Here is a 22,635-nt window from a genome sequence, read left to right on the forward strand (position 1 = left end):
AAAAGCCGCCTTTTGGGCGGCTTTATAAATTAGAACTAAACTTTATTATTGTTTAATTACTTTTTTAACAACAACTTCTTTATTTGAAGAAGAAATTAATTTTACAATATAAATACCTTTTTCTAAGCGACTTAAATCTTCTTGAATTGTATTTACACCTTCTTCTAACTGAATTGTTTTTGGCTCATTTACCAAATAACCATCCATTGAGAAAATAGCAACTTCAACAGAACCTTTTAATTCATTTTCTACTGTAATTGAGATTGCTCCATAAGTTGGGTTAGGATAAACTTCTGAACGTACAATTGACACTTCATTAACAGGATTCTCTTCTACAATTTGAGATTCACGAGCACAAGAAACGCTTGTTAAAGAAATAGATTTAGCAGCACTTGACACACCACAACCATTTGTTGCAGTAACTTTTAACAAGTTTGATGTAGCTGTAGTTGGTACAGCAGAAAAATCAACTACTACTGTATTTGTACCTTGACCTGATACAATTGTAGCTCCAGCTGCTGGTAACCATGTGTATGAAACAGCTCCAGGAACTTCTGGAACAGAGAAAGTTTGTGTGGCACAACGAGTAAATGTAGTACCTCCAGTAGCTACTCCAATTGGAGATAAAGCAGTTGATAACGTCAATGTTTTATTTGTTAAACTAGCACCAACACCATTCACAGCAGAAATAACAATTGTTTTCGGTGTGATTGTTGCAAAATTAGCAGGCATTGTTACAGAGAATGTCAAATCACTTGTTGATAATGATGATGACCCATTAGATGGATTACTAGCTGATGTAACGATTGATCCTACAGGCCCAGTAATTACATAACTATTTGCCAATGGAGAAGCCGTTATTGTATAAGTGTATGTAGAATCACCACAAATACCTGTAATTTGACCGGAAACAATTGATACAGCTGCTGGTACAGTAGCAGTAACTTTTAACAACTTAGCAGTTGATGTAGTTGCAGGAGTTAATGCTGCATTATTTGTAATGGATGACCCAATACCGTTAACCGCTTTTACACCCAAATAAAGTACAGTTGTACCTGGAGCAACGCCTGCGAAATTTACAACGATTTCATTCGTGTTACCACCACTTACTTGATTTACACCTGAAGGTAATTCCCAAGAATAGGAAGAAGCAGTTGGAGATACAGCAGCTAATAAACGTAATGGAGTTGTAGTTCCAATATATTTACTTACAATTGTTACCGCTGTAGTAGAACTGATTGCATCATTGAATAACTTAACTGTTGTTGGTGCAGCTGGAATTGCAGCAACTAATTTTTTCAATTTAGAATTTTTTACCACTGTAGTACTAGCCACAGAAAATACAGAAGTTGCATTTGTGCTAGGCGGTGTTACTGGTGTAAAAACTTCATTGTATGAAGTATAATAAAGACCAGGGATGATATTTCCAGCAACTACATCAGCATTTGTAGCATTCGTTGTAACAGATGTACCTACACCATTTACAGATTTCACACCAAAATATAATGCAGTTGTAGCTGAATTATTTACTCCTGAAAAATTCACTAAAATTGATGGTTTGTTCGACACAATCTTAGTTCCGTAACGCGGATAATTTTGTGAAGTTGTAGCCCCATAAGCTCCCGAACCAACAATTCTTTGTTGACATGTTGAAACAACGATATCTGTAGATTCTCCATTAACATCAACGGTATATTTGTTAAAAGTAACTACCCAATATTTAGTTCCAACTGTTGTTGGCGTTGAAGCTGGACTGTAGAATGGCTCTGCAGTGTAAGTTACAGTAGTAACAACAGGTGCAGGAGTATTAGATGGTAAAGATAATTGAACACCTGAAGGTAATTCCCATTCATAACCAGTAGCAGCCGGTACAGTACTTACCAAAATAGTAATTGGTGTAGTAGAACCCATGTATTTAGCATAAGAAGTCAGGGCTGTTGTTGGAGTTGCACTTGCTCTATCATAGAAATTAATTACTGTTGGAGCAGCAGGTAATGCTTTAGTAATTAACAATGACTTCGCTAATGTTTTACATCCGTTCGCATTTACAGCTTGAACTTGAATAGAACCAACATTACCTGCTCCTGGAGGAACATTCAAATAATTTACTACAATTGAATTTGTACCTTGACCAGAAACAATATTCACTCCATTTGGAACAGTCCATAAATAACTTAATGAAGTATCCACAAATGTTGAAATTGAATACGTAAATTGTGCTGTTGTTGCAACATAAGGTCCAACTGCAGTGGCAGAAGTTGATCCAGCAGGACCAACACCAGTGATTGCACTCAAGACTTCTGTTGGAAGTGCTAAAATTGTTACAGTTAACGGAACACGAGCACTTTCAACGCCATTTGTATCAACTTGTGACACATAATATGTTTTTACTCCAACAACAGTTGTTGTAGGTGTTGGTGCAGTTGTTGCAGCTGTTCCTCCTGTAGCTAAAGTATACCATTTTAAAGAAACACCAGTTGTAGTTAGAGTAGCTGTAAGAGGAGAAGCAACTGTACCTTTACAATACGTTACATTGGTAACTTGAGGTGTAGATCCTGTTACAATAACTACATAAGGAGCAATTGAACTGTCTGCGAAATCAGCTCCTGAAGCAGCAACTCCTGTTGGACGATAATCCAAACCTAAATAAGTATTTGTTGAACCGTAAGGTGTTGCTAATAAACCTGTACTAGAAGATAAAAATGAATTTCCATTTGAAGTAAACCATGAATTTAAAGATGTTGGGTTAACACCTCCAGTAAATGATGCATTAGGTGTTCCAGCAATAATGTTATTTTTAAATTTCAAAGTTCCTCCATTGGCGTTAGCTACAGCTGCTGACCCGTCTATGAACACAAAATTATTTTTAAAATCCATAAAAATGGAATTGTACACTTTCAACTGTGTTGCTCTTCTTAAACGTAATGGACGTTCGTGACCTGTTGCAACTGTAGTTGATGGAGATAATGTTGCTCTAAAAGCCGGACCAATTAAAGTTACATTTGTAAAAATTGCAGAAGTATTATCATTTGGCGATACTACAGTAGTACCTGCTGCATTATTATCAGATTCAAAACCTTCAGAAGTTGATACCGATGGATTATCAGCAATAGATGGATCTTTAATACCTAATACATACTGTACTAATCCTTTATAACCGTTATCTGTATCAAAATCATCGTCTAAATTTCTGTAAGCTACTAAGTGTTTACAGTTCACAGAACCACCAAACCATTCAAAAGCGTCATCATTAGCATAAGAAACTTGAACATAGTCAATCGTAGTTCCTTTACCAACAGCACCCATTGTCAAACCATTAATCTCATTATTTGGTGAAAATACATATCCACCAAACTCAATACGAACATATTTTAATGTTCCAGAGTTATCGTTATCATCAGGTGCAGCACCACCACCATATTCAGTATTAACTGATGCAGTAATCCCTTCAATGTTATTCACACCATTATTGATGTTGAATCCTGCTTTACCTAACAATACAATTCCTCCCCAATCACCTGGCTGTCTTCCCTCAGCAACAGTTTTTGCAGAAGTAAATACAATAGGTTGAGAAGCTGTTCCAATTGCATTTAATTTTGAACCTTTCGTTACAATTAATGCAGTTCCAGAATTGGTGTAATTTCCTTTCACTACAACTCCAGGTTGAATGGTTAACGTTGCATTATTTCTAACGTAGATTAATCCTGATAGATAATACGTTTTACCTGTTGTCCAAGTGGTATTTGTTGTAATATCAGTGGTGATATTAACAACAGTACCGTCAGGATAAATTTCATTTTTTGGATCATAATTTGTCCAAGAATCCGTCCACATCGGCGTTGGTGCCGGTGCAAAAGCACCTCTATACGAGGTTTGCTCGATTTGCGCATTCAACATACTAACTAACAGTAAAAGAAATGGCAAAAAATAATTTTTTCTCATAATTAAAATTTTAGGTTTAATTTGTATACAAATCTAATTTTTAAGGGTTTAACTAATTAAAAGTGAGGATTACCATTTTGTCACTATTTAGTTAATGAATGTTAAATTTAATGTTAAAAAAAGACGCCTTTTAAGAGGCGTCTTCATATAGTGGGAATAAAAAATATTTAAAAATTATAGGTAAAAGTTAAAGAAATACTTTGTCCAAATCGAGTCCTCCAAATCACATCATCTTCTATAGAATTGTAACCATCTTGGTTATGATAATCTCCTGTAAAAACTTGATTTGCTAAAGTTTCAAGGGTTCCATAGCGAACAGAATTTTTATAATTATTCTGATAAAATATTAAATCTTGAGCAAGTAAATTTTGAACATTTAATTTAACCTCCATTTTTTTATTGAAAGTCTTTGAAATCTGTAAATCAATAAATGTTCTTCCTTTTTCCCAGATGGCGGGTTTCACTTCACTTTCAGTAAAGGCAATTCGATTACCTGTTCGGTTTAAATTTGCCGAGATAGACCATCCATTATCATTGTTTAAATATTGCAATCCTGCATTGACAACGTAAGGAGATTGCCCTTGTAAGGGTCTTTTAGTGTTAATATTAGCCGAATTTAAATTGGAAATATCTACTTCAGATTGAATAATTGCTATGTTAGAAAATAAAGTCATATCCTCTAAGAATTTCAAGCTTGGAAAATTCAGTATACTACTTAATAGCGTTCGAAATTCGATTTCAACACCACTATTTACTGCTGCATTTGCATTGACATAAGTAATGGTTTTATTATTCACTTGCTGTTGAATTTCAATAGGGTTTTTGAATTTTTTTCTGAAATATGAAACTGAAAATATTTGATTTTTCCCGGGATAAATTTCATAACGCACATCAAAATTTTTAATTTCACCTGTTTTTAAAAGTGGGTTACCTTGTGTGAAAAATTGATTTGTAAAATCATAAAAACCAAAGGGTGCTAATTCTCTAAACTCGGGTCTATTCAGGGTTTTAGAGTAACTGAATCGTAAATTTTGTTTTGAATTTAATGAAATAATTAAGTTAGCAGAAGGCAGTAAATTATCTATTTTATCTTCAAGTGCTAGATAATCATTCTCCGTTAAACGTGAGTTAATTCTTTGGGTATACTCTTCATAACGAACCCCCCAAACCAAGCGTAAAAATTTATAACGATTATCCAACATTGCATATCCTGCAATTAAATCTGAACCCGCGGTGTAGGAATCTGTAAATTTGGTAAAATCTGCAATGGTAAACCCATTTACTCCTGGTGAAAGCACCCCCATGTTAGCCAAATTAAAAATTTGATCATTAGGTAATGTTAAAAGGTTAGTATCAAAGTTACCCCCCAGATTTAATGCATTATATTGTAATTGACGAGCATAAAAATCACGATCTCTTTTTTGAATTAATCCACCTACTTTAAATTCATTGATAACTTCTTTACCTAAGTTGAACTTATTGATTAAATCAATTTTACCTCCTTTAATATCTTCTTTGTTTTCAGAAAAAAACATACCCCCACCATAATCTGGACCTCCATTATTGTAAGCTATTTCAGCCCTTGGTGTATTTAAATTGGGATCTGTACTATTTGGGTCAGTTATAGAATAAATATTTCTTCTCAAATTTGGAATACTTCTATTAATGTTACTGTAAAATGCATTCCAGGTTAATTTTTGTTTTTTATTATTAAAAGAATGTTCTCCTGTTAATTGTCCGGAATAGATTTTATTGCTCGTAAACCATCTAACATCAGCTTGCAAAACTCGCGTATCATTGATATCTCTTTGCCCTGTTCGTTCTACAACTAAATCAGTTGAATTTATACTATAAATGTTTTTAAATGAAAGTATATGATTATCATTAAATTTAAACGACAAATTGGCTAACCCAGCTGTCATTACCTGCTCTGTGTAATTATTGTCAGAAAATTTTGAAATTAATAACGAAGAATTTGGATCTGGATTATCATAATCAAAACGTTTTACATTTGCGAAAGTATTGGATTTTGTATTCGAAATGGAAAAAATTAAACCCAAGGTTTTTTCATTGAATTTAATGCTTCTACCAATACTGTACTGAAAACTATAATTAGGAGCAAATTTTTGACTGTTAATTCTCCAATCGTATTCAAATGTTTTCGCCAACTGTGCTTTATCTTGATAAGATAAGGTATTGAATATGGCTGTAGATGGAAGTGTACTGGGTATGGCACGCGTACCATTATCATAACCGATCCAATCAGTAGAACTTCCTTCGTATGTTCGTTGTTCTTTAAATGTGGTAATGGTATTGTAGCCCGATCCAAATGAAAACGTTTGAAAATTTTTATCGGGAACTGACTTTGTGTTGATCTGAACAACACCCCCAGCAAAATCAGCTGGCAAGTCTGGAGTTGCTGATTTTGTGATTATTAAATTATCTAAAAGATTGGAAGGGAATATATCAAATGAAAAAGCTTTTCTATCGGATTCAGAACTTGGTAAAGGAGCCCCATTTAAAAAGGCAACATTATAGCGATCATTTAATCCTCTAATGACTACAAATTTATTATCTTGAATACTTGCACCACTAATTCTTTTCAATACATCAGAGGTAGTTCTATCAGGGGTTTTCTTAATGGATTCTGCTGAAATTCCGTCTGAAACACTTGCATTGTTCTTTTGTTGTGTCAATAACGATTTAATAGACTCCGCTTTTGCTCTAGTTTTTGTAATGACCACCTCATCAAGTGTATTTTTTTGTTCCTCTAATGTAACGTTAAGTTCGATAAATTCATTAGCTACAATAATAACTTCACTTACTGTTTTTGAATTATAGCCAATAAATGAAAAATCAATTTCATAGACTCCAATTGGCAAACCACTGATCACAAATTTACCATCACCATCAGTAATTGTACTTTTCTTGACACTTTTTATTACAATGTTAACTCCTATTAATGTAGTCCCATTCTTGGCATCAACAACAGTCCCTCGTACTGATCCATTTTGAGCAAATGTTAAACTACTTAAAAAGGTAAAAAATAATAGTATTGTTGTTTTCATAGTTAAAATTTGAAACTCCAAAATAAATACAATAAGTACCAATATAAGTTAACTTAAAATTAACATTTTTAAAAAATCAATTCATATTCTATAGTTCTGATTATGTGGTTTTTACATTGTTATTTTTTGAAATTATTTCATTTTTTTAGGACAATATGTTATGTAAATGTTTCAATAATATTATGTAATTCGCACAGTCAAAATTGGATATATTTTAACATTATATTTGCTCAACAATTATCTAAATATGCAATGAAATCAAAACTTAATTTAGTCATAATTTTACTTTCTTTAAATAGTACTTTTGGTCAAAATAGTGAACAAACTGGTGAAGTTGAAACCAAAAAAATAAAAGATTCTACGATTTCCAATTTAAATAATTATCGATGGAGATTTGAAATGTCCATTGGAGAAAGTAAAGGGATTGTTCCTTTTTCCGAAAGTTTTTTTTCTACTAATAACAATAAGAAATTTGGAAACATAGACATTAATTCCTACACATTGGGAGTTCACTACACGTATTCAAATTCAATTGGATTTAAAAGTACTCTTGCCTTTGATCGATTTCGAGAAAAAGAAAATAAAAGTAAGTCTTTTGAAACTGCACAATTTAGATTGAGCCTAGAAACTGTTTTAAACTTAAATAGTTATTTAAAATTTAATTCTGAGGATTCCCGATTTAAAATTTTATTACACTCGGGAATTGTACTTTCAACACTTCAGAAAATCACTTCAGAAAACAATCCTGTAGCTGGAAGAAGAGAACTAAATGGGGGTGTGATTTTAGGATTAACACCCATGTATCGTATTACTAAACAGGGATTTGTTCACTTAGATCTTTCAACAATTCACAACTTTAGACAGCACTATACCTGGGATGGAACGTATTCCAATCCCAATAACAACCTATACGGCCACATGCTCAACGCTTCTCTAGGATTTTCCTATTCATTTGGAAAACAATTAAAATGGAAATCGGAAAACAAAGAAATTGTTGATCTAGAAAACAAAAACAAAAATCTTGAAAAGAGAATTGAGGACATCGAAATAAAAATGAATGACACTGATAAAGATGGAGTAGCCGACTATTTGGACAGTGAAAATAATTCGGTTGCTGGTGTTGCAGTAGATTCAAGAGGTGTTATGGTTGATATCAATAAAAATGGTGTACCTGATGAACTGGAACGTTATTTAGAGAAAAAATATGGTTCTCTAGAATCCACAAACTTATCCAAAGACAAAGAATCTGCAGACTTTTTCAGACGCTCTATCGAAGAAGGATATGTTTCAATATTATTTGATATTGATAGTGCGACTCCAAATTCTATCTCTTATGATGGTATTTATTTTATTCTAAATTTCTTAAAACAAAATCCTTCTTCAAACCTCACAATTATTGGTTATGCAGATGCTAAAGGGGATCTTGAATACAATAAAAAATTAGCCTTGGCTAGAGCTACAAATGTGAAGAATATACTCGTGAAATCTGGGATTGAAACCAATAGATTAAAGGCAATTTCAGGAGGTATGGATGATACTGTTGATATCAATGCAATTGAAGCAAGAAAACTGGTAAGGAGAGTAATATTTAAAATAAATTAATTTGTTTGTATGAATGCTTCTGTTAAAATAGCCGAAAAAAATAGTCTTGAATATATTTCAAATCAAGAAAATATATTAACTGTTACTAAAACTATTGCGAATACTGAAGTATCCAAAACAAATACCCCTGAAACGGAACATAAAATTCGAATTGTTCGCGTTACAACAGTACCGCTATCTCTCGACAAATTGCTAAATGGCCAATTAAACTTTGTAAACAATCACTTTGAAGTAATTGCGGTATCTTCAGATGAAGAATACCTTAAAAAGATTGGTGAAAAAGAAAAAATTAAAGTTAAAAATATTGAAATGTCAAGAAAGATAACACCTTTTAAGGACATCATCTCTATTTTTAAAATGTACAAATATTTTAAAGAAATACGACCCGAAATAGTCCATACTCACACGCCAAAAGCTGGGCTTGTTGGCATGATTGCAGCTAAACTCAGTGGAGTACCAATTCGAATGCATACTATAAGTGGACTCCCTCTAGTTGAAACAAAAGGCTTAAAAAAGAAATTGCTAATCCTTTGTGAAACAATCACTTATTCTTGTGCAACCAATGTATATGCCAATTCATTTAATATCTTAAAACTAATCAAAACCCTTTTCCCGTTTTCTTTTAAAATTAACGTGTTGGGTAATGGCAGTACAAATGGTATAGATTTAAAACAATTTGACCCTAACCATGACACATTAAAAACCAAATCAGAATATCGAAGAGAATTTAATATTCACGATAATGATTTTGTTTTTCTCTTTGTTGGTAGATTGGTTGGCGATAAAGGTATCAATGAATTAGTGAAAGCCTTTTCAAAAATTGATAATTCAGATAATCAATTTAAACTTGTATTAGTTGGACCTTATGAACAAGATTTAAATCCGTTACATGCTTCTACATTAAAAATTATCCAATCCAATAATAATATTATAACTACAGGCTATCAATCTGACGTTAGAATGTTTTATAAACTTTCAGACGTTTTTATTTTTCCAAGTTATAGAGAAGGTTTTCCTAATGTTATTATGGAAGCAGGTGCAATGAAATTACCTATTATTGCCTCTGATATTAATGGTTGTAATGAAATTATAACATCTCATGTAAACGGGCTACTAGTACCTCCAAAATGTGATAAATCTTTATTGAAAGCAATGTTATGGATAAGCAGTAACCATTTGCTTTATTATCATTTAAAAAATAACTCTAGAAAAGTCATTGCTGAAAAATATGACCAAAAAAACTTATGGGAAATTATCATCAATGAATATAAAAATCTTAGTATATCCCAATTAAAAAAATGAAAATTGTAGTAATTGGTCTTGGTTATGTTGGCTTACCATTAAGTGTCTTGTTTGCAAAAAAATATTCTGTTATTGGCTTCGATATCAATAAAAAAAGAATTCAAGAATTAGAAAATTGTAATGACAATACCAATGAAATAGAAAGTAAAACATTACAAGAATTACAGTACGGTCTATCTGACAATTCCATAAAATTTACCAATTCAATCGATTTAATAAAAGATGCTGATTTCTACATAGTTACTGTCCCTACCCCAACAGATAAATTTAATAATCCGGATTTCACTCCTTTAATCAAGGCTAGTGAAACTGTTGGAAAAGTAATTACTAAAAACTCAATAGTAATTTTTGAATCAACGGTTTATCCTGGTGCTACAGAAGAAATTTGTATTCCGGTAATTGAAAAATACAGTAAATTAAAATATAATGTTGATTTTTTTGCAGGTTACTCTCCAGAGAGAATTAACCCCGGTGATAAAATACATTCGGTTGAAACCATCATTAAAATTACCTCAGGGTCAAATCCTACAATTGCAGAAAAAGTTGACCAATTATACAAATCAGTAATCAAAGCAGGGACTTTTCCAGTAAGTAGTATAAAAATTGCAGAAGCCGCAAAAGTCATTGAAAATGCACAAAGAGACATAAATATTGCTTTTGTAAATGAACTCTCCAAAATTTTCAACTTAATGAATATTGACACTAATGAAGTGTTAGATGCTGCTGCTACAAAATGGAACTTTATTAATTTTAGACCTGGTTTAGTTGGAGGTCATTGTATCGGTGTTGACCCTTATTATTTAGCAAATAAAGCTCAAGAATTGGGCTATCATCCTGAAATCATTCTTGCAGGAAGAAGAATGAATGATAGCATGAGTAATTTTATAGCATTCGAAATCGTAAAAATTTCCCTTGAGAAAAAAATAAAAATAAAAAACTCTAAATTACTACTACTCGGTATAACCTTTAAAGAAGATTGCAAAGATATAAGAAACACAAAAGTAGTCGACTTATATCATGCTTTGGTTAATTTTGGATTCAAAGTTGACATCTACGACCCCATTGCAGATCGTGATGAAGTAAAACACGAATATGGAATCAGTTTGTTGAACCAACTCCCTTTAACTCAAAAATATCATGCTGCTGTTTTGGCAGTAAAGCACCAAGAATTTAAAAATTTCAACCCCACTCAATACTTAAAGAAAAAATCAATCATATATGACATTAAAGGTTTTTTAACCTGTGAAGTAGACAAGAAATTATAGCATAATTTAATCTCTTTAATAAAGTTTTGACACTCATAATAAAAAGCTAGTCAAAAGCATGGATAATGCATGAAAAAGGCATCAATGTTAAAATTTTAAAAAAACACTATATTGAAAAAAAAGGGCCCTTATCGGACCCTCTTTTTTTTTAATTTACTACAATCAAATAGTAATTTTTCTTCCCTTTTTGAAGCAACAAATATTTACCATGTATCAAATCACTGGACGTAATTTTATACGCTGAAGTTACCTTTACTTTATTCAAGGAGATTGCATTTTGCTTCAATTCACGCATGGCTTCGCTGTTCGAACTCAAAAAACCCGTTTTGGCAGCCAAAGCACCTACCATATCCAAACCATTTTCCAATTCGGAAGCCGCTAATTCAGCAACAGGAACGCCTTCAAAAACCTCTAAAAAGGTCTGCGTATCCAATTGCTTCAACTCATCCATGGTCGGACTAAAAAATGCTGCTGAGGCAAATACCGCTTTATCAAATTCTTCACGCCCATGCACAAATACCGTCACTTCTTCGGCTAAACGTTTTTGTAACACCCGTAAATGGGGAGCTTGCTGATGTTCTTCAATTAATCCAGCAACTGTATTTTTATCTAAAAAGGTGAAAATCTTAATGTATTTTTCTGCATCAACATCCGTCGTATTCAACCAAAATTGGTAAAATTTATACACCGATGTTTTATCGGCGGTCAACCATACATTTCCACCTTCACTTTTACCAAATTTGGATCCGTCCGCTTTTGTAATTAACGGACACGTCATTGCATAAGCTTTGGCATGTTCGTCATTCATTCGACGCACCAACTCGGTACCTGTCGTAATATTCCCCCATTGATCAGATCCTCCCATTTGTAACAAACAATTGTAGTGTTTGTGCAAATGATAAAAATCGTAACCCTGAATCAATTGGTAAGTGAACTCGGTAAAACTCATTCCGGAACCCGCTTCACCTGTTAAGCGCTTTTTTACAGAATCCTTAGCCATCATATAATTTACCGTAATGCGTTTCCCCACATCACGCGCAAAAGCGATAAACGAGAATTCTTTCATCCAGTCATAGTTGTTCACCAAAACCGGAGCTGTAGGTCCTTCCGCATTAAAATCCAAAAATCGCGACAAAACACCTTTTATTCCTTCTACATTTTTCTGCAAACTTGCTTCGTCCAAAAGATTGCGTTCGTCCGATTTTCCCGAAGGATCACCAATCATTCCTGTAGCACCACCCACTAAAGCGATGGGACGGTGACCGAAATTTTTCAAATGTACCAACAAGATAATGGGCACCAAACTCCCGATATGTAAGGAATCACTCGTCGGGTCAAATCCAATATAAACCGAGGTGGCCTCTTTTAAAAGTTGCTCTTCCGTTCCCGGCATCATGTCATGCACTAAACCACGCCATTGTAATTCTTCAACAATATTATTCATCGGATAAAAATTTTGCGCAAAGATACACGATTTATTGATTTGGAGCAGCAGCTTTAGCGTTTCATCAAGTCACTTCCTGCTCTTCGTAGCAATCGGTTGGCGGTCGGAAAACCGAACCTCCCGCCAACAGGATTTCCACTTCGATCAGGGCTAAACAACAGGTTTTGTAATCCAATTCGCATTTTTAGCAAATCGTTCAAAAACAAAATAGCTAAAATGCTGTTTTTTAACACGATATACACTTTTTGTGTACCGATTATTAAAAACAAACTGTTAATTTTAACCTATTAAATTATACGCCTATGAAACATTAAAAAAGAAATCACACCGCAACTTCCTCATTAAGATATCCTTCATCTAAGCCAAAAAATTTTTTATAATCCAAAATCAAACACAATGAAGCGAAGTAAATTGTATGTAGTGGCTACACTACTTGTGGCAACTCTTATTTTTATAGGTTGTCAACTAGAAGACGAAGTGCAACACAATCCCCATGAAAAAGTAGATAACGGGAATTCCATCCGAACCTTAAATGGCGAAGATGCACAACAAGTACGAAATAAATTAATGTCCCTTCTCAAAGAAAAAGGTACAATACATGTTTTAGAAGAAAGTAACGAATTTGCCAGAACAGATGGCGGCACGATTGATTTTAATTCCATTCTTGAAGTTATGGACACATTGGGTGTAAAAAACTATACATTTCGAGTCATTAATCATCCCCAAGATGATTATAAGACATTTCATAATCTCATTTTAACCGAAAAACAAGGTGTTTTTGAAGCCACTATGATGGAATACAAAATGACCGAACAATTTGCAGCAGCTTATAATAGTCAATTGAAATCCTTTCAAGAATTTGCTGGACGAGTAGGTGCCTCGAGCATTACACCAATCGCCGATCCTTGCCAAGAAATAATTGTCGAAATCCCTGACCCAATTTCACAAACACCAGGCGATCCAGCAGGAGGAAGTGCCGATCCAGGAGAACCAAGCTATGGAAGTCCTGGAAGTGATCCAGGCGCCGGTGGAGGAATGTCATCGGGTTGTGTCGACATCGTGGTCAGTGTGGAATGTTCATGCGGAAGATCCTACAGCAGTTGGGATAATTATACAAGTTCGGTATGTGGTAATGGTTCTTACCCCGGCTATTCGGTCACCGTTGTCATCAATTATCAATACAACATGCTCTGCCGCACAGAAGATGACCCCTGTAATCCTGAAGGATTGATTGGTGTTATGGAACCAGTCAAAAACCCGTTAGACTGTCTAACCGTTAGCAAATTAGGAGAAATTTTTCCAAATGCGTCTACAGCAACTATAACTACTTTTTATAATCAATTAAAAGAATATGGACCCGTATTTGGGATAAATTCAAATAAAAAGTTAGCACATTTTTTGGCACAAGTAATGGGAGAGACTGGAGGAACCAACATTTTAAATGCTCAAGAGAATTTAAATTATACTACTGCACAAAAATTAATAGAAACCTGGCCAAAAAAATTTTCAACAACTGATCCAAATTTAACACTGCCTTACAACTACATTAACAACCCTCAATTATTAGCAAATTTAGTATATTGTTGTAAAATGGGAAATGGTGATAAAAACAGCGGAGAGGGTTGGTTATATCGTGGCAGAGGTACTTTTCAACTTACATTTAAAGACAATTACAATAGTTATTTAAACTATTTAACTACACACAATATAAATATTCCTTACACTCATCCAGATAATTTATCTGATCCAAACCAATTACATGCTTTACTTAGTGGACTTTGGTATTTTAAAACTAGAATTATCGATGCCATAGATATTGAAAATGCAAGCTCAAATGCTGTTACAAATAAGGTAAACAAGTATGTAAGTGATAATAGTCGACAAATTAGACAAAATAAATTCAATCAAACATTAAGTAAATTAAATTGTTAGAATCATGAAATCAAAAAAAATAATTTTCCCACTTATTTTAATATTAAGTTTAGGAATGGCATTTGCATATACTAAATTGAATGAAACCTCAATTAGCAAAAAAGAGGCAACAATAATGCCTTTAACACCACCCAATCAAGAAATATTAGGAACATGGCACCTTGAAGACTCAAGTACTGACACTTATGAATTTCTAAGTAATGGTATAAAGAACACTTATTCTGATAATGTGCTATTATATAGTAGCACTTATGAAATTACAACAACTTGTAATAATTTTAGTTCATCCGACCCAAACGATATTTTTCTAAAAGAAACGGATCAAGATGGTTTTGAAAATTGTTATTTAATAAATGGCATAAATGAAAACAATAGTGGAATGATGTCTTTAATGGATGAAAGAGGCAAAATTATAATTCTTGTACGCCAATAAATTAAGTTTAAATGAACAATTTTCGGTAACTATATGAAAGACTTTGTTTTACGATTCCAATTTTGATATCTATAAAAAACATATTATTAAATTATAACTTGGTCTTTTTACAGTAAAAAAATAATCATACAACCAATCGAATTGGTTAAACGTTCACTTTCGTTAATTCTTGAAAATTGAGTCCTGTTCCTCAGGGCTCAGTTTTCTATTTTCAATTTACAAACCATGAGAAAATTATTTTTAAAAGTATTTGCCCTATATTCATTAATTGTCACGCTTATTATACTCATAATTTATTTGATCTAAATACAGAAAGTAACTTCAAATCCTTCATTAACTTTGAAGAAAAGTTTACCTTTGAACTTATGATATTAGTTACTGGAGGCACTGGACTAGTTGGGGCTCACTTACTGCTATATTTGCTCGAAAACGACAAACAACAAGTAAGTGCTTTATATCGTTCTGAAAACCAAAAAGCAAAAACAAAATCCCTTTTTAATTACTATAATAAAGAAGATTTATTTTCAGCTATTCACTGGATTGAAGGAAATATTCTTGATATTCCTTCTTTAGAAAAGGCATTTGAAAATTGTACACACGTTTACCATTGTGCCGCTCAAATTTCATTTGACCCAAATGACGAAGACCTATTGCGAAAAACCAATATCGAAGGAACAGCCAATATTGTCAATTTTTGTATTGCAAAAAAAATAGAAAAACTCTGTTTTGTGAGCTCTATAGCCGCTTTGGGAAGCCCAAAACAAAACGAATCAATAATTACCGAAACATCCGAATGGAATCCAGAACTTGCTCACAGCGACTATGCTATTTCTAAATATGGCGCTGAAATGGAAGTTTGGCGCGGACTTCAAGAAGGTTTGCCATGTGTGATCGTTAACCCCGGAATTATTTTGGGCCCTTATCCTGAAAACTGGGATAAATCCCAAGGAAGCGGAGCATTATTTTCTTCCATAAAAAAAGGAATGCCATTTTACAGTAGTGGCAGCACTGGTTATGTAAGTGTAAATGATGTAGTAAAAGCCATGCACCAATTGATGAATTCATCGATTACAGGAGAGCGATTTATAGTGGTGGCAGAAAACCGAACCTACAAGGATATTATTTTCTACATCGCTTCATTACTCAACGCTAAAAAACCCTCTTTCGAAGTAAAAAAAGGGATACTTGAATTGGGATGGCGATTGGATGCCTTGATGAGTTTTGTTTTTAGAACCCGTCGCAGATTGTCCAAACACAGTGCAAACGCCTTGCTGAATAGGGATCAAATTTCAAATGAAAAAATAAAAAATACACTTCAATTTGAGTTTGAAGCAATAGACGAGTACCTTAAAAAAATTATTAATTGCTATAAGTAACCTATTTTACAACTCCATCAGAGGCATTCACAGGATTTGGGATGACAACATCTCCAGCAGCTTTCCGACTTTCTTCTAGCCGGTTGCGAACTTCCTCATACATTTTTTTAAAGCCTTTCAAATCAGAAGCATAGTATTTTGTATTTTCGGCTAATGTCAAACTGTCGATTTTGTACTTCTCTTTTACAAACTGCACTGATGAAGGATAATTCACCTGAGTAGCATACGATTGTGAACGCGCAGCTTCCAAAACCGCCATGTCATACAAAATATTAATCATGGTTTCTTTATCGATTTTATTTTTGGGAGGAGCAATGGCATCATCTTTACATGATATTCCCAAAAAAACCAGTAATCCAATTGCAATTATTTTTTTCATATTTGCCTTACATTCGATTAAATAAAAGTCGTTCCCCCGCTTTAATATCATTGACTTTACCATTTTCGTAAACCAATTTTCCATTGACAAAAGTATGCGTCACTTGATGATGAAACGAAGTTCCCTCCAATGGCGACCAACCACATTTGTACAAAAGATTTGATTTTTCTACCGTCCATTCGGCATTTGGGTCAACCAAAACCAAATCGGCATGATAGCCTTCTCGAATAAAACCGCGGTTTTCAATTTTAAATAATAACGCCGGATTGTGCGCCATTTTTTGCACCACTTTCTCAATGGAAATCTTGCCTTCTCGAACTTTCTCCAACATAGCAACTAGCGAATGCTGAACCAAAGGTCCGCCTGAAGGTGCTTTAGTATACACTTGTGCCTTTTCTTCCAAAGTATGAGGTGCATGATCCGTAGCAATGACATCAATAGTATCATTCAACACTGCTTTCCAAAGCGCCTCGCGATCGGCACTTGTTTTTACCGCTGGATTCCATTTGATAAAATTCCCTTTGGTCGCATAATCCGCATCCGTAAACCATAGGTGATGTATACAGACTTCAGCCGTAATTTTCTTTTCTTCTAAAGGAAGTGAATTATCAAATAGTGCCAACTCTTTAGCGGTAGAAATATGAAAAACATGTAAACGAGCTCCCGTCTTTTTAGCTAATTCAACCGTCTTGGAAGAGGATAAATAACACGCTTCCTCACTGCGAATAATCGGGTGATAAGAAACAGGAATATCTTCTCCAAATTGTTCTTTGTAGTGGACTAAATTATTTTTAACTGTAGTCTCATCTTCACAATGCACTGCGATTAAGAGTGGTGTACTTGAAAAAATGGATTCGATTGCCGCTGAACTATCAACCAACATATCACCTGTTGACGACCCCAAAAACAATTTCAAACCCGCCACATTGCGCGGATTCGTTTTTAGAATCTCTTCTAAATTATCATTCGTACCGCCCATCATAAACGAATAATTGGCATACGAACGACCCGCAGCATTTTGGTATTTTTGGGCTAATAATTCTTGGGTAATCGCATGTGGTACTGTATTAGGCTGATCAATATACGAAGTAACACCGCCAGCTACTGCTGCGCGACTCTCTGATTCAATATCGCCTTTGTGCGTTAGTCCAGGATCCCGAAAATGTACTTGGTCATCTATTATTCCAGGTAGCAAATATTTCCCTTTTGCATCAAGCACTACAGCCGTAGCATGGGAAAGAGTGGTTCCAATTTGCGCAATAATACCGTCCTTTACCAAAACATCGCCTTCGGTAACTATACCTTCATTGACAATTTTGGCATTCTTAATTAGCGTTGTATTCATATTATAGTCGGTTGAGTAGTTTTTTTAAGCGAAGGGCCAAAACACCAAAAACAGCTTCTTTGATAATGGAGCCGCTCATTTTAGATTGTCCTTTGGTACGATCGGTAAATATTACTGGAACTTCAACAATTGAAAATCCTTTTGCCCAAGCGCGATACTTCATTTCAATTTGAAAAGCGTAGCCTACAAATTTTATTTGATCCAAATTGATAGCTTCCAAAACTTGACGTTGATAACAAACAAAACCTGCTGTAGTATCCATTATTTTCATTCCTGTAATCAAACGAACATATACAGAAGCAAAATAAGATAATAGTACGCGGCTCAATGGCCAATTCACCACATTAACTCCAGTCACATAGCGCGAACCTATACTAATCGACGCGCCTTGTTCCGTTGCGTCATGCAAACGACTTAAGTCGGTCGGATTGTGTGAAAAATCGGCATCCATCTCATAAATATAGTCATAATGATGTTGCAATGCCCATTTAAAACCATGAACATAAGCAGTTCCTAGTCCCGCTTTTTTGGTTCGGACTTCCAAAAACAATTGGTCCGAAAATTCAGCCTGTAATTCTCTAACTTTCTCTGAAGTCTTGTCCGGCGAATTGTCATCCACAATAAGAATGTGAAACGATTTCTCCAATGAAAAAACGGCACGAATAATACTTTCGATATTTTCAATTTCGTTGTAAGTTGGAATGATTACAATACCGCTGTTCATGTAGGAAATAAATTTTGGCAAAAATAATCAAAATTAAATGCGTTCCTGCTAATAATTTCATAATACAGCGCGAAATAAAATTAGTATTTTTGCATGCAATGATGGTATGGGCTTTACATCCGAGGATTTATGAGAGCAAAGATTGGGCAACCCTGATTTTTATTCTTGCTTTGGCACTAATTGTCATTGCCCGCACGGCCTTTTCATCTCGATTTAATGATTACATCCGACTCCTAGTCTCGGACAAATACACCAAAATTTACAGAGATAGTTCCCATCTTTGGAACGGTTTCAATATCTTATTATTTCTGGTAAATCTAGTTTCATTTTCCTTTTTCATTCAATTAGTGCTCGACCATTATGGCTTGGGAGAAAAAAAGGACTGGATGCTTTTTACCCGAATATTTACCGGACTCACTGTTTTTATTTTGTCCAAATTCTTAATTGAAAAAATCATTGCTGTAACCTTTGACATCGAAGAACTTATCGATGAATTTAATTTACAGAAAGTTAACTTTAGAACCTACATTGGATTACTATTATTTCCAGTGTCTGCCATCATGTATTATGGAGATTATGCAACAAATTCTCTTATAATCATCATTATTGGCACTTTATTGCTAATAAACTTACTGACTTATCTGTTTTATTTGAAGATTTATCAAAATTTTGTAATAGGGAAGTTGTTTTATTTTATTTTGTATCTTTGCGCACTTGAAATAGCGCCCTATTATTTCATCTATTATTTGATTACAAAAAATTAGAGTTTACGATGTCTAGTCTAAAAGTGAGAACCATTTTGGTGTCCCAACCCGAGCCAAAAGTTGAAAATTCACCGTACCACGATTTGATGCAAAAGCACAAGGTAAAAGTTGATTTTCGCTCTTTTATTCATGTTGAAGGAATAAGTGCAAAAGATGTCAGAGCTCAAAAAATTGACCTTAACAACTTTACGGCCATTATTCTAACCAGCAAAAATGCAGTGGACCACTTTTTTAGAGTGGCTGAGGAAATGCGTTATAAAGTTCCCGAAGATTTGCGTTATTTCTGCCAATCTGAAGCGATTGCATACTACTTGCAAAAGTATGTGGTGTATCGTAAAAGAAAGATTTATGTGGGTCAGAAAGACTTTGCAGACATGTCTACCTTGTTTAAAAAGTACAAGGATGAAAAGTTCTTACTTCCTTCGTCTGATCAATTGAATGCTGACATTCCGCAAACCTTGAACAATTTAAAATTGGATTGGACTGCAGGAACATTTTACAAAACCGTCATGAGTGACCTTTCGGATTTGGCCGATGTGTACTATGATATTTTGGCGTTCTTTAGTCCGACCGGAATCAAATCTTTATTCAAAAACTTCCCCGACTTCAAACAAAACAACACGCGTATTGCTGTCTTTGGAAGTACAACGCAAAAAGAAGCGTTAGAGCACGGACTTCGAATCGACATTTTAGCCCCAACGCCCGACACTCCTTCTATGACAATGGCGCTTGAAAAATATGTCGCTGAAGTTAATAAAGGCAAATAAGACCTTCAACCCTTAAAATATTCACCCGAACTTTTACAGTTCGGGTTTTTTATGGAATAAAAAAAGCCCGACATATTATTGTCGGACTTCTAGGTTGGGTTAGTTATAATTTGTTTGGTTTGTTTTATAATTGCGGCCCCGCTTGCACTAAACGTTGCCCTTCTTCGTTGTCGGTATATTGAACAAAATTCTTAATAAAACGACCTGCTAAATCAGCCGCTTTCACCTCCCAATCAGCAGCATTATCATATGTATCTCTCGGATCTAAAATCGCAGGATTCACATTAGGCAATTCCGTTGGAACATTAAAATTAAACACCGGAATTGTTTTGGTAGCCGCATGTTCTATCGATCCATCTAAAATGGCATCAATGATGGCACGCGTATCTTTAATAGAAATTCGTTTACCCGTTCCATTCCAGCCCGTATTCACCATATATGCTGTAGCCTTATGCTCTTCCATTTTTTTCACTAATTCCTCACCATATTTCGTGGGATGTAACGTTAAAAATGCTTTTCCAAAACAAGCGGAAAATGTTGGCTCAGGCTGTGTCACTCCGCGTTCCGTTCCGGCCAATTTCGCAGTAAATCCCGACAAGAAATAGTACTTTGTTTGCTCAGGAGTTAATTTAGAAACGGGTGGCATAACCCCAAAAGCATCAGCCGTTAAAAAGATAACTTTATTCGCATGTCCTGCTTTTGAAACTGGCTTAACAATGTTTTGAATATGATAAATAGGATAGGAAACGCGTGTATTTTGTGTAACCGAACCGTCGGTAAAATCTATAACGCCATCCGCATCTAAGGTTACATTCTCTAGTAACGCATCTTGTTTTATGGCACCAAAAATATCCGGCTCGTTTTCTTTACTCAAGTCGATAGTTTTGGCATAACATCCTCCTTCAAAATTGAAAACCCCTTCATTGTCCCATCCGTGCTCATCATCTCCTATTAATTCGCGTTTTGGATCGGTAGACAATGTTGTTTTTCCTGTTCCTGACAACCCGAAGAATACCGCAACATCGCCGTCTTTTCCTTTGTTGGCCGAACAGTGCATCGAAGCCATACCTTGAAGTGGTAAATAGTAATTCATGATGGCGAACATTCCTTTTTTCATTTCACCACCGTACCAAGTACCGCCAATCAATTGCATTTTTTCTGTAAGATTGAACGCGATATATACTTCTGAGTTTAAGCCATGAGCGGCATAATCCTTGAACGAAGTCTTCGACCCATTCATCACAATAAAATCAGGCTCGCCAAAGTTTTCCAACTCTTCCTCGGTAGGTCGAATGAACATATTCTTTACAAAATGCGCCTGCCAAGCTACTTCCATGATGAAGCGAACTTTCAAACGGGTATTTTCATTGGCTCCACAAAAAGCATCTACAACAAACAACCGTTTTCCAGAAAGCTGATTGACCGTCGTTTCTTTTAAAGCATTCCACGTATCAGTAGAAATGGGCTTGTTATCATTGGCTGCCTTATCTGAATTCCACCAAATGGTATTTTCAGTCACACTGTCTTTGACAATGTATTTATCTTTTGGGGAACGACCGGTAAATTCACCCGTCATCACATTGACCGCACCCAACTCTGACAATTGTCCTTTTTCATAGCCCGAAAGTTCAGGACTTAACTCTTCATTATACAACTGCTCGTATGAAGGATTATAAACGATTTCTTGTACATTGGTAATTCCGTACTTTTCTAACGAAATCGTTTTCGTAAATTGGGTGTAGTTATCCATAGATAATTCGTTTGTTGTGTTAATCTAAATTTTTGCACAAAGGTAAAAATTAATTATTACAACGTTGTAGTTGGGAAAAATTTTATGCTTTTTTCTTTAAAAAATGTACCATAAGCACACCCCATGCACTAATTAAGCAGAAGCCTCCAATCGGAGTTAACGGACCCACAAATTTTAACTCCATCCCACTTAAACTCTTGGTAGCCAACAAATAAATGGAGCCTGAAAACAACAAAACTCCTAGTAACGTTAATCGATATATCCATTGTTTCATCTTGTGGCTCAAAGCACCATTTACCGCCACAAACAATAAAAATAACGCATGGTACATTTGGTATTTCACTCCTGTTTCAAAAGTAGCTAAGGCCTCTACATCCAATACTTTCTTTAAAGCATGAGCCCCAAAAGCTCCTAATACAATGGCCGTCATGCCTAAAAAACCTGCTGCTGAAAGAATTTTTTTATCCATAAGTCAATACTATTTCACAAAATTACCGGTTATTCAACTGATTTACCAAGTCATTTTGACTTTTCTTTCACAA

At 34.6% G+C, this 22,635-nt stretch carries 16 protein-coding genes; 8 read left to right on the plus strand and 8 right to left on the minus strand.

Going from position 1 to position 22,635, the window contains the following annotated elements:
• Nucleotides 1–45 precede the first annotated feature (45 nt).
• Nucleotides 46–3,942 (minus strand): T9SS type A sorting domain-containing protein, encoded by a 3,897-nt coding sequence (locus tag OLM45_RS01560; protein ID WP_264511398.1) that lies wholly within the window; start codon nucleotides 3,940–3,942, stop codon nucleotides 46–48.
• Between the two features lie 167 nt (nucleotides 3,943–4,109).
• Nucleotides 4,110–7,010 (minus strand): TonB-dependent receptor, encoded by a 2,901-nt coding sequence (locus OLM45_RS01565; protein WP_264511400.1) that lies wholly within the window; start codon nucleotides 7,008–7,010, stop codon nucleotides 4,110–4,112.
• Nucleotides 7,011–7,262: 252 nt separating this feature from the next.
• Here OLM45_RS01565 and OLM45_RS01570 point away from each other — a divergent pair, with 252 nt between their 5' ends.
• The 3 genes from OLM45_RS01570 to OLM45_RS01580 are packed head-to-tail and all read left to right on the plus strand — an operon-like array spanning nucleotide 7,263 to nucleotide 11,179.
• A complete protein-coding gene (locus OLM45_RS01570) occupies nucleotides 7,263–8,612 on the plus strand; it encodes an OmpA family protein (protein ID WP_264511401.1) in 1,350 nt (449 codons plus the stop codon).
• Nucleotides 8,613–8,621: 9 nt separating this feature from the next.
• A complete protein-coding gene (locus OLM45_RS01575) occupies nucleotides 8,622–9,914 on the plus strand; it encodes a glycosyltransferase family 4 protein (protein ID WP_264511403.1) in 1,293 nt (430 codons plus the stop codon).
• The gene (locus OLM45_RS01580; protein ID WP_264511405.1) at nucleotides 9,911–11,179 is read left to right on the plus strand and encodes a nucleotide sugar dehydrogenase; all 1,269 of its coding nucleotides are present in this window, start codon (nucleotides 9,911–9,913) and stop codon (nucleotides 11,177–11,179) included. Before OLM45_RS01575 ends, OLM45_RS01580 begins: the two co-directional genes overlap by 4 nt.
• A 148-nt stretch (nucleotides 11,180–11,327) precedes the next feature.
• Here the strand turns inward: OLM45_RS01580 and tyrS are convergent, their stop codons facing one another.
• On the minus strand, nucleotides 11,328–12,623 hold the full coding sequence (gene tyrS, locus OLM45_RS01585; protein WP_264511406.1) for a tyrosine--tRNA ligase: 1,296 nt from the start codon (nucleotides 12,621–12,623) through the stop codon (nucleotides 11,328–11,330).
• 396 nt (nucleotides 12,624–13,019) lie between these two features.
• Between tyrS and OLM45_RS01590 the strand changes: the two genes are divergently transcribed.
• The 3 genes from OLM45_RS01590 to OLM45_RS01600 all read left to right on the plus strand — a co-directional run bounded on the left by OLM45_RS01590 (nucleotide 13,020) and on the right by OLM45_RS01600 (nucleotide 16,364).
• Nucleotides 13,020–14,555 (plus strand): glycoside hydrolase family 19 protein, encoded by a 1,536-nt coding sequence (locus OLM45_RS01590; RefSeq protein ID WP_264511408.1) that lies wholly within the window; start codon nucleotides 13,020–13,022, stop codon nucleotides 14,553–14,555.
• 4 nt (nucleotides 14,556–14,559) lie between these two features.
• Nucleotides 14,560–14,988 (plus strand): hypothetical protein, encoded by a 429-nt coding sequence (locus OLM45_RS01595; RefSeq protein ID WP_264511410.1) that lies wholly within the window; start codon nucleotides 14,560–14,562, stop codon nucleotides 14,986–14,988.
• A 365-nt stretch (nucleotides 14,989–15,353) separates the two neighbouring features.
• Nucleotides 15,354–16,364, plus strand: a complete 1,011-nt coding sequence (locus OLM45_RS01600; protein ID WP_264511412.1) for an NAD-dependent epimerase/dehydratase family protein — start codon at nucleotides 15,354–15,356, stop codon at nucleotides 16,362–16,364.
• A 1-nt stretch (nucleotide 16,365) separates the two neighbouring features.
• Here the strand turns inward: OLM45_RS01600 and OLM45_RS01605 are convergent, their stop codons facing one another.
• Genes OLM45_RS01605 through OLM45_RS01615 form a run of 3 tightly spaced genes read right to left on the minus strand, consistent with a single transcriptional unit; the run spans nucleotide 16,366 to nucleotide 18,812 of the window.
• Nucleotides 16,366–16,743 (minus strand): DUF4296 domain-containing protein, encoded by a 378-nt coding sequence (locus OLM45_RS01605; protein WP_264511414.1) that lies wholly within the window; start codon nucleotides 16,741–16,743, stop codon nucleotides 16,366–16,368.
• A 7-nt stretch (nucleotides 16,744–16,750) separates the two neighbouring features.
• Nucleotides 16,751–18,088, minus strand: coding sequence for a dihydroorotase (locus OLM45_RS01610; RefSeq protein WP_264511416.1), 1,338 nt, complete (start codon nucleotides 18,086–18,088; stop codon nucleotides 16,751–16,753).
• A gap of 1 nt (nucleotide 18,089) precedes the next feature.
• The gene (locus OLM45_RS01615) at nucleotides 18,090–18,812 is read right to left on the minus strand and encodes a polyprenol monophosphomannose synthase (protein WP_264511418.1); all 723 of its coding nucleotides are present in this window, start codon (nucleotides 18,810–18,812) and stop codon (nucleotides 18,090–18,092) included.
• Nucleotides 18,813–18,910: 98 nt separating this feature from the next.
• Between OLM45_RS01615 and OLM45_RS01620 the strand changes: the two genes are divergently transcribed.
• Both OLM45_RS01620 and OLM45_RS01625 read left to right on the plus strand, forming a co-directional pair.
• Nucleotides 18,911–19,576 (plus strand): DUF4271 domain-containing protein, encoded by a 666-nt coding sequence (locus tag OLM45_RS01620; protein WP_264512904.1) that lies wholly within the window; start codon nucleotides 18,911–18,913, stop codon nucleotides 19,574–19,576.
• Between the two features lie 8 nt (nucleotides 19,577–19,584).
• Nucleotides 19,585–20,343, plus strand: a complete 759-nt coding sequence (locus OLM45_RS01625; protein WP_264511420.1) for a uroporphyrinogen-III synthase — start codon at nucleotides 19,585–19,587, stop codon at nucleotides 20,341–20,343.
• A 124-nt stretch (nucleotides 20,344–20,467) separates the two neighbouring features.
• On the opposite strand, the gene pckA is transcribed toward OLM45_RS01625, so the two are convergent.
• Both pckA and OLM45_RS01635 read right to left on the minus strand, forming a co-directional pair.
• Complete coding sequence (pckA, locus tag OLM45_RS01630) at nucleotides 20,468–22,093, minus strand: phosphoenolpyruvate carboxykinase (ATP) (protein ID WP_264511421.1); 1,626 nt, start codon at nucleotides 22,091–22,093, stop codon at nucleotides 20,468–20,470.
• Nucleotides 22,094–22,175: 82 nt separating this feature from the next.
• The gene (locus OLM45_RS01635; RefSeq protein ID WP_264511424.1) at nucleotides 22,176–22,562 is read right to left on the minus strand and encodes a DUF423 domain-containing protein; all 387 of its coding nucleotides are present in this window, start codon (nucleotides 22,560–22,562) and stop codon (nucleotides 22,176–22,178) included.
• Nucleotides 22,563–22,635: the final 73 nt, after the last annotated feature.

It is taken from the genome of Flavobacterium sp. N1719 (assembly GCF_025947045.1).
Classification (GTDB): domain Bacteria; phylum Bacteroidota; class Bacteroidia; order Flavobacteriales; family Flavobacteriaceae; genus Flavobacterium; species Flavobacterium stagni.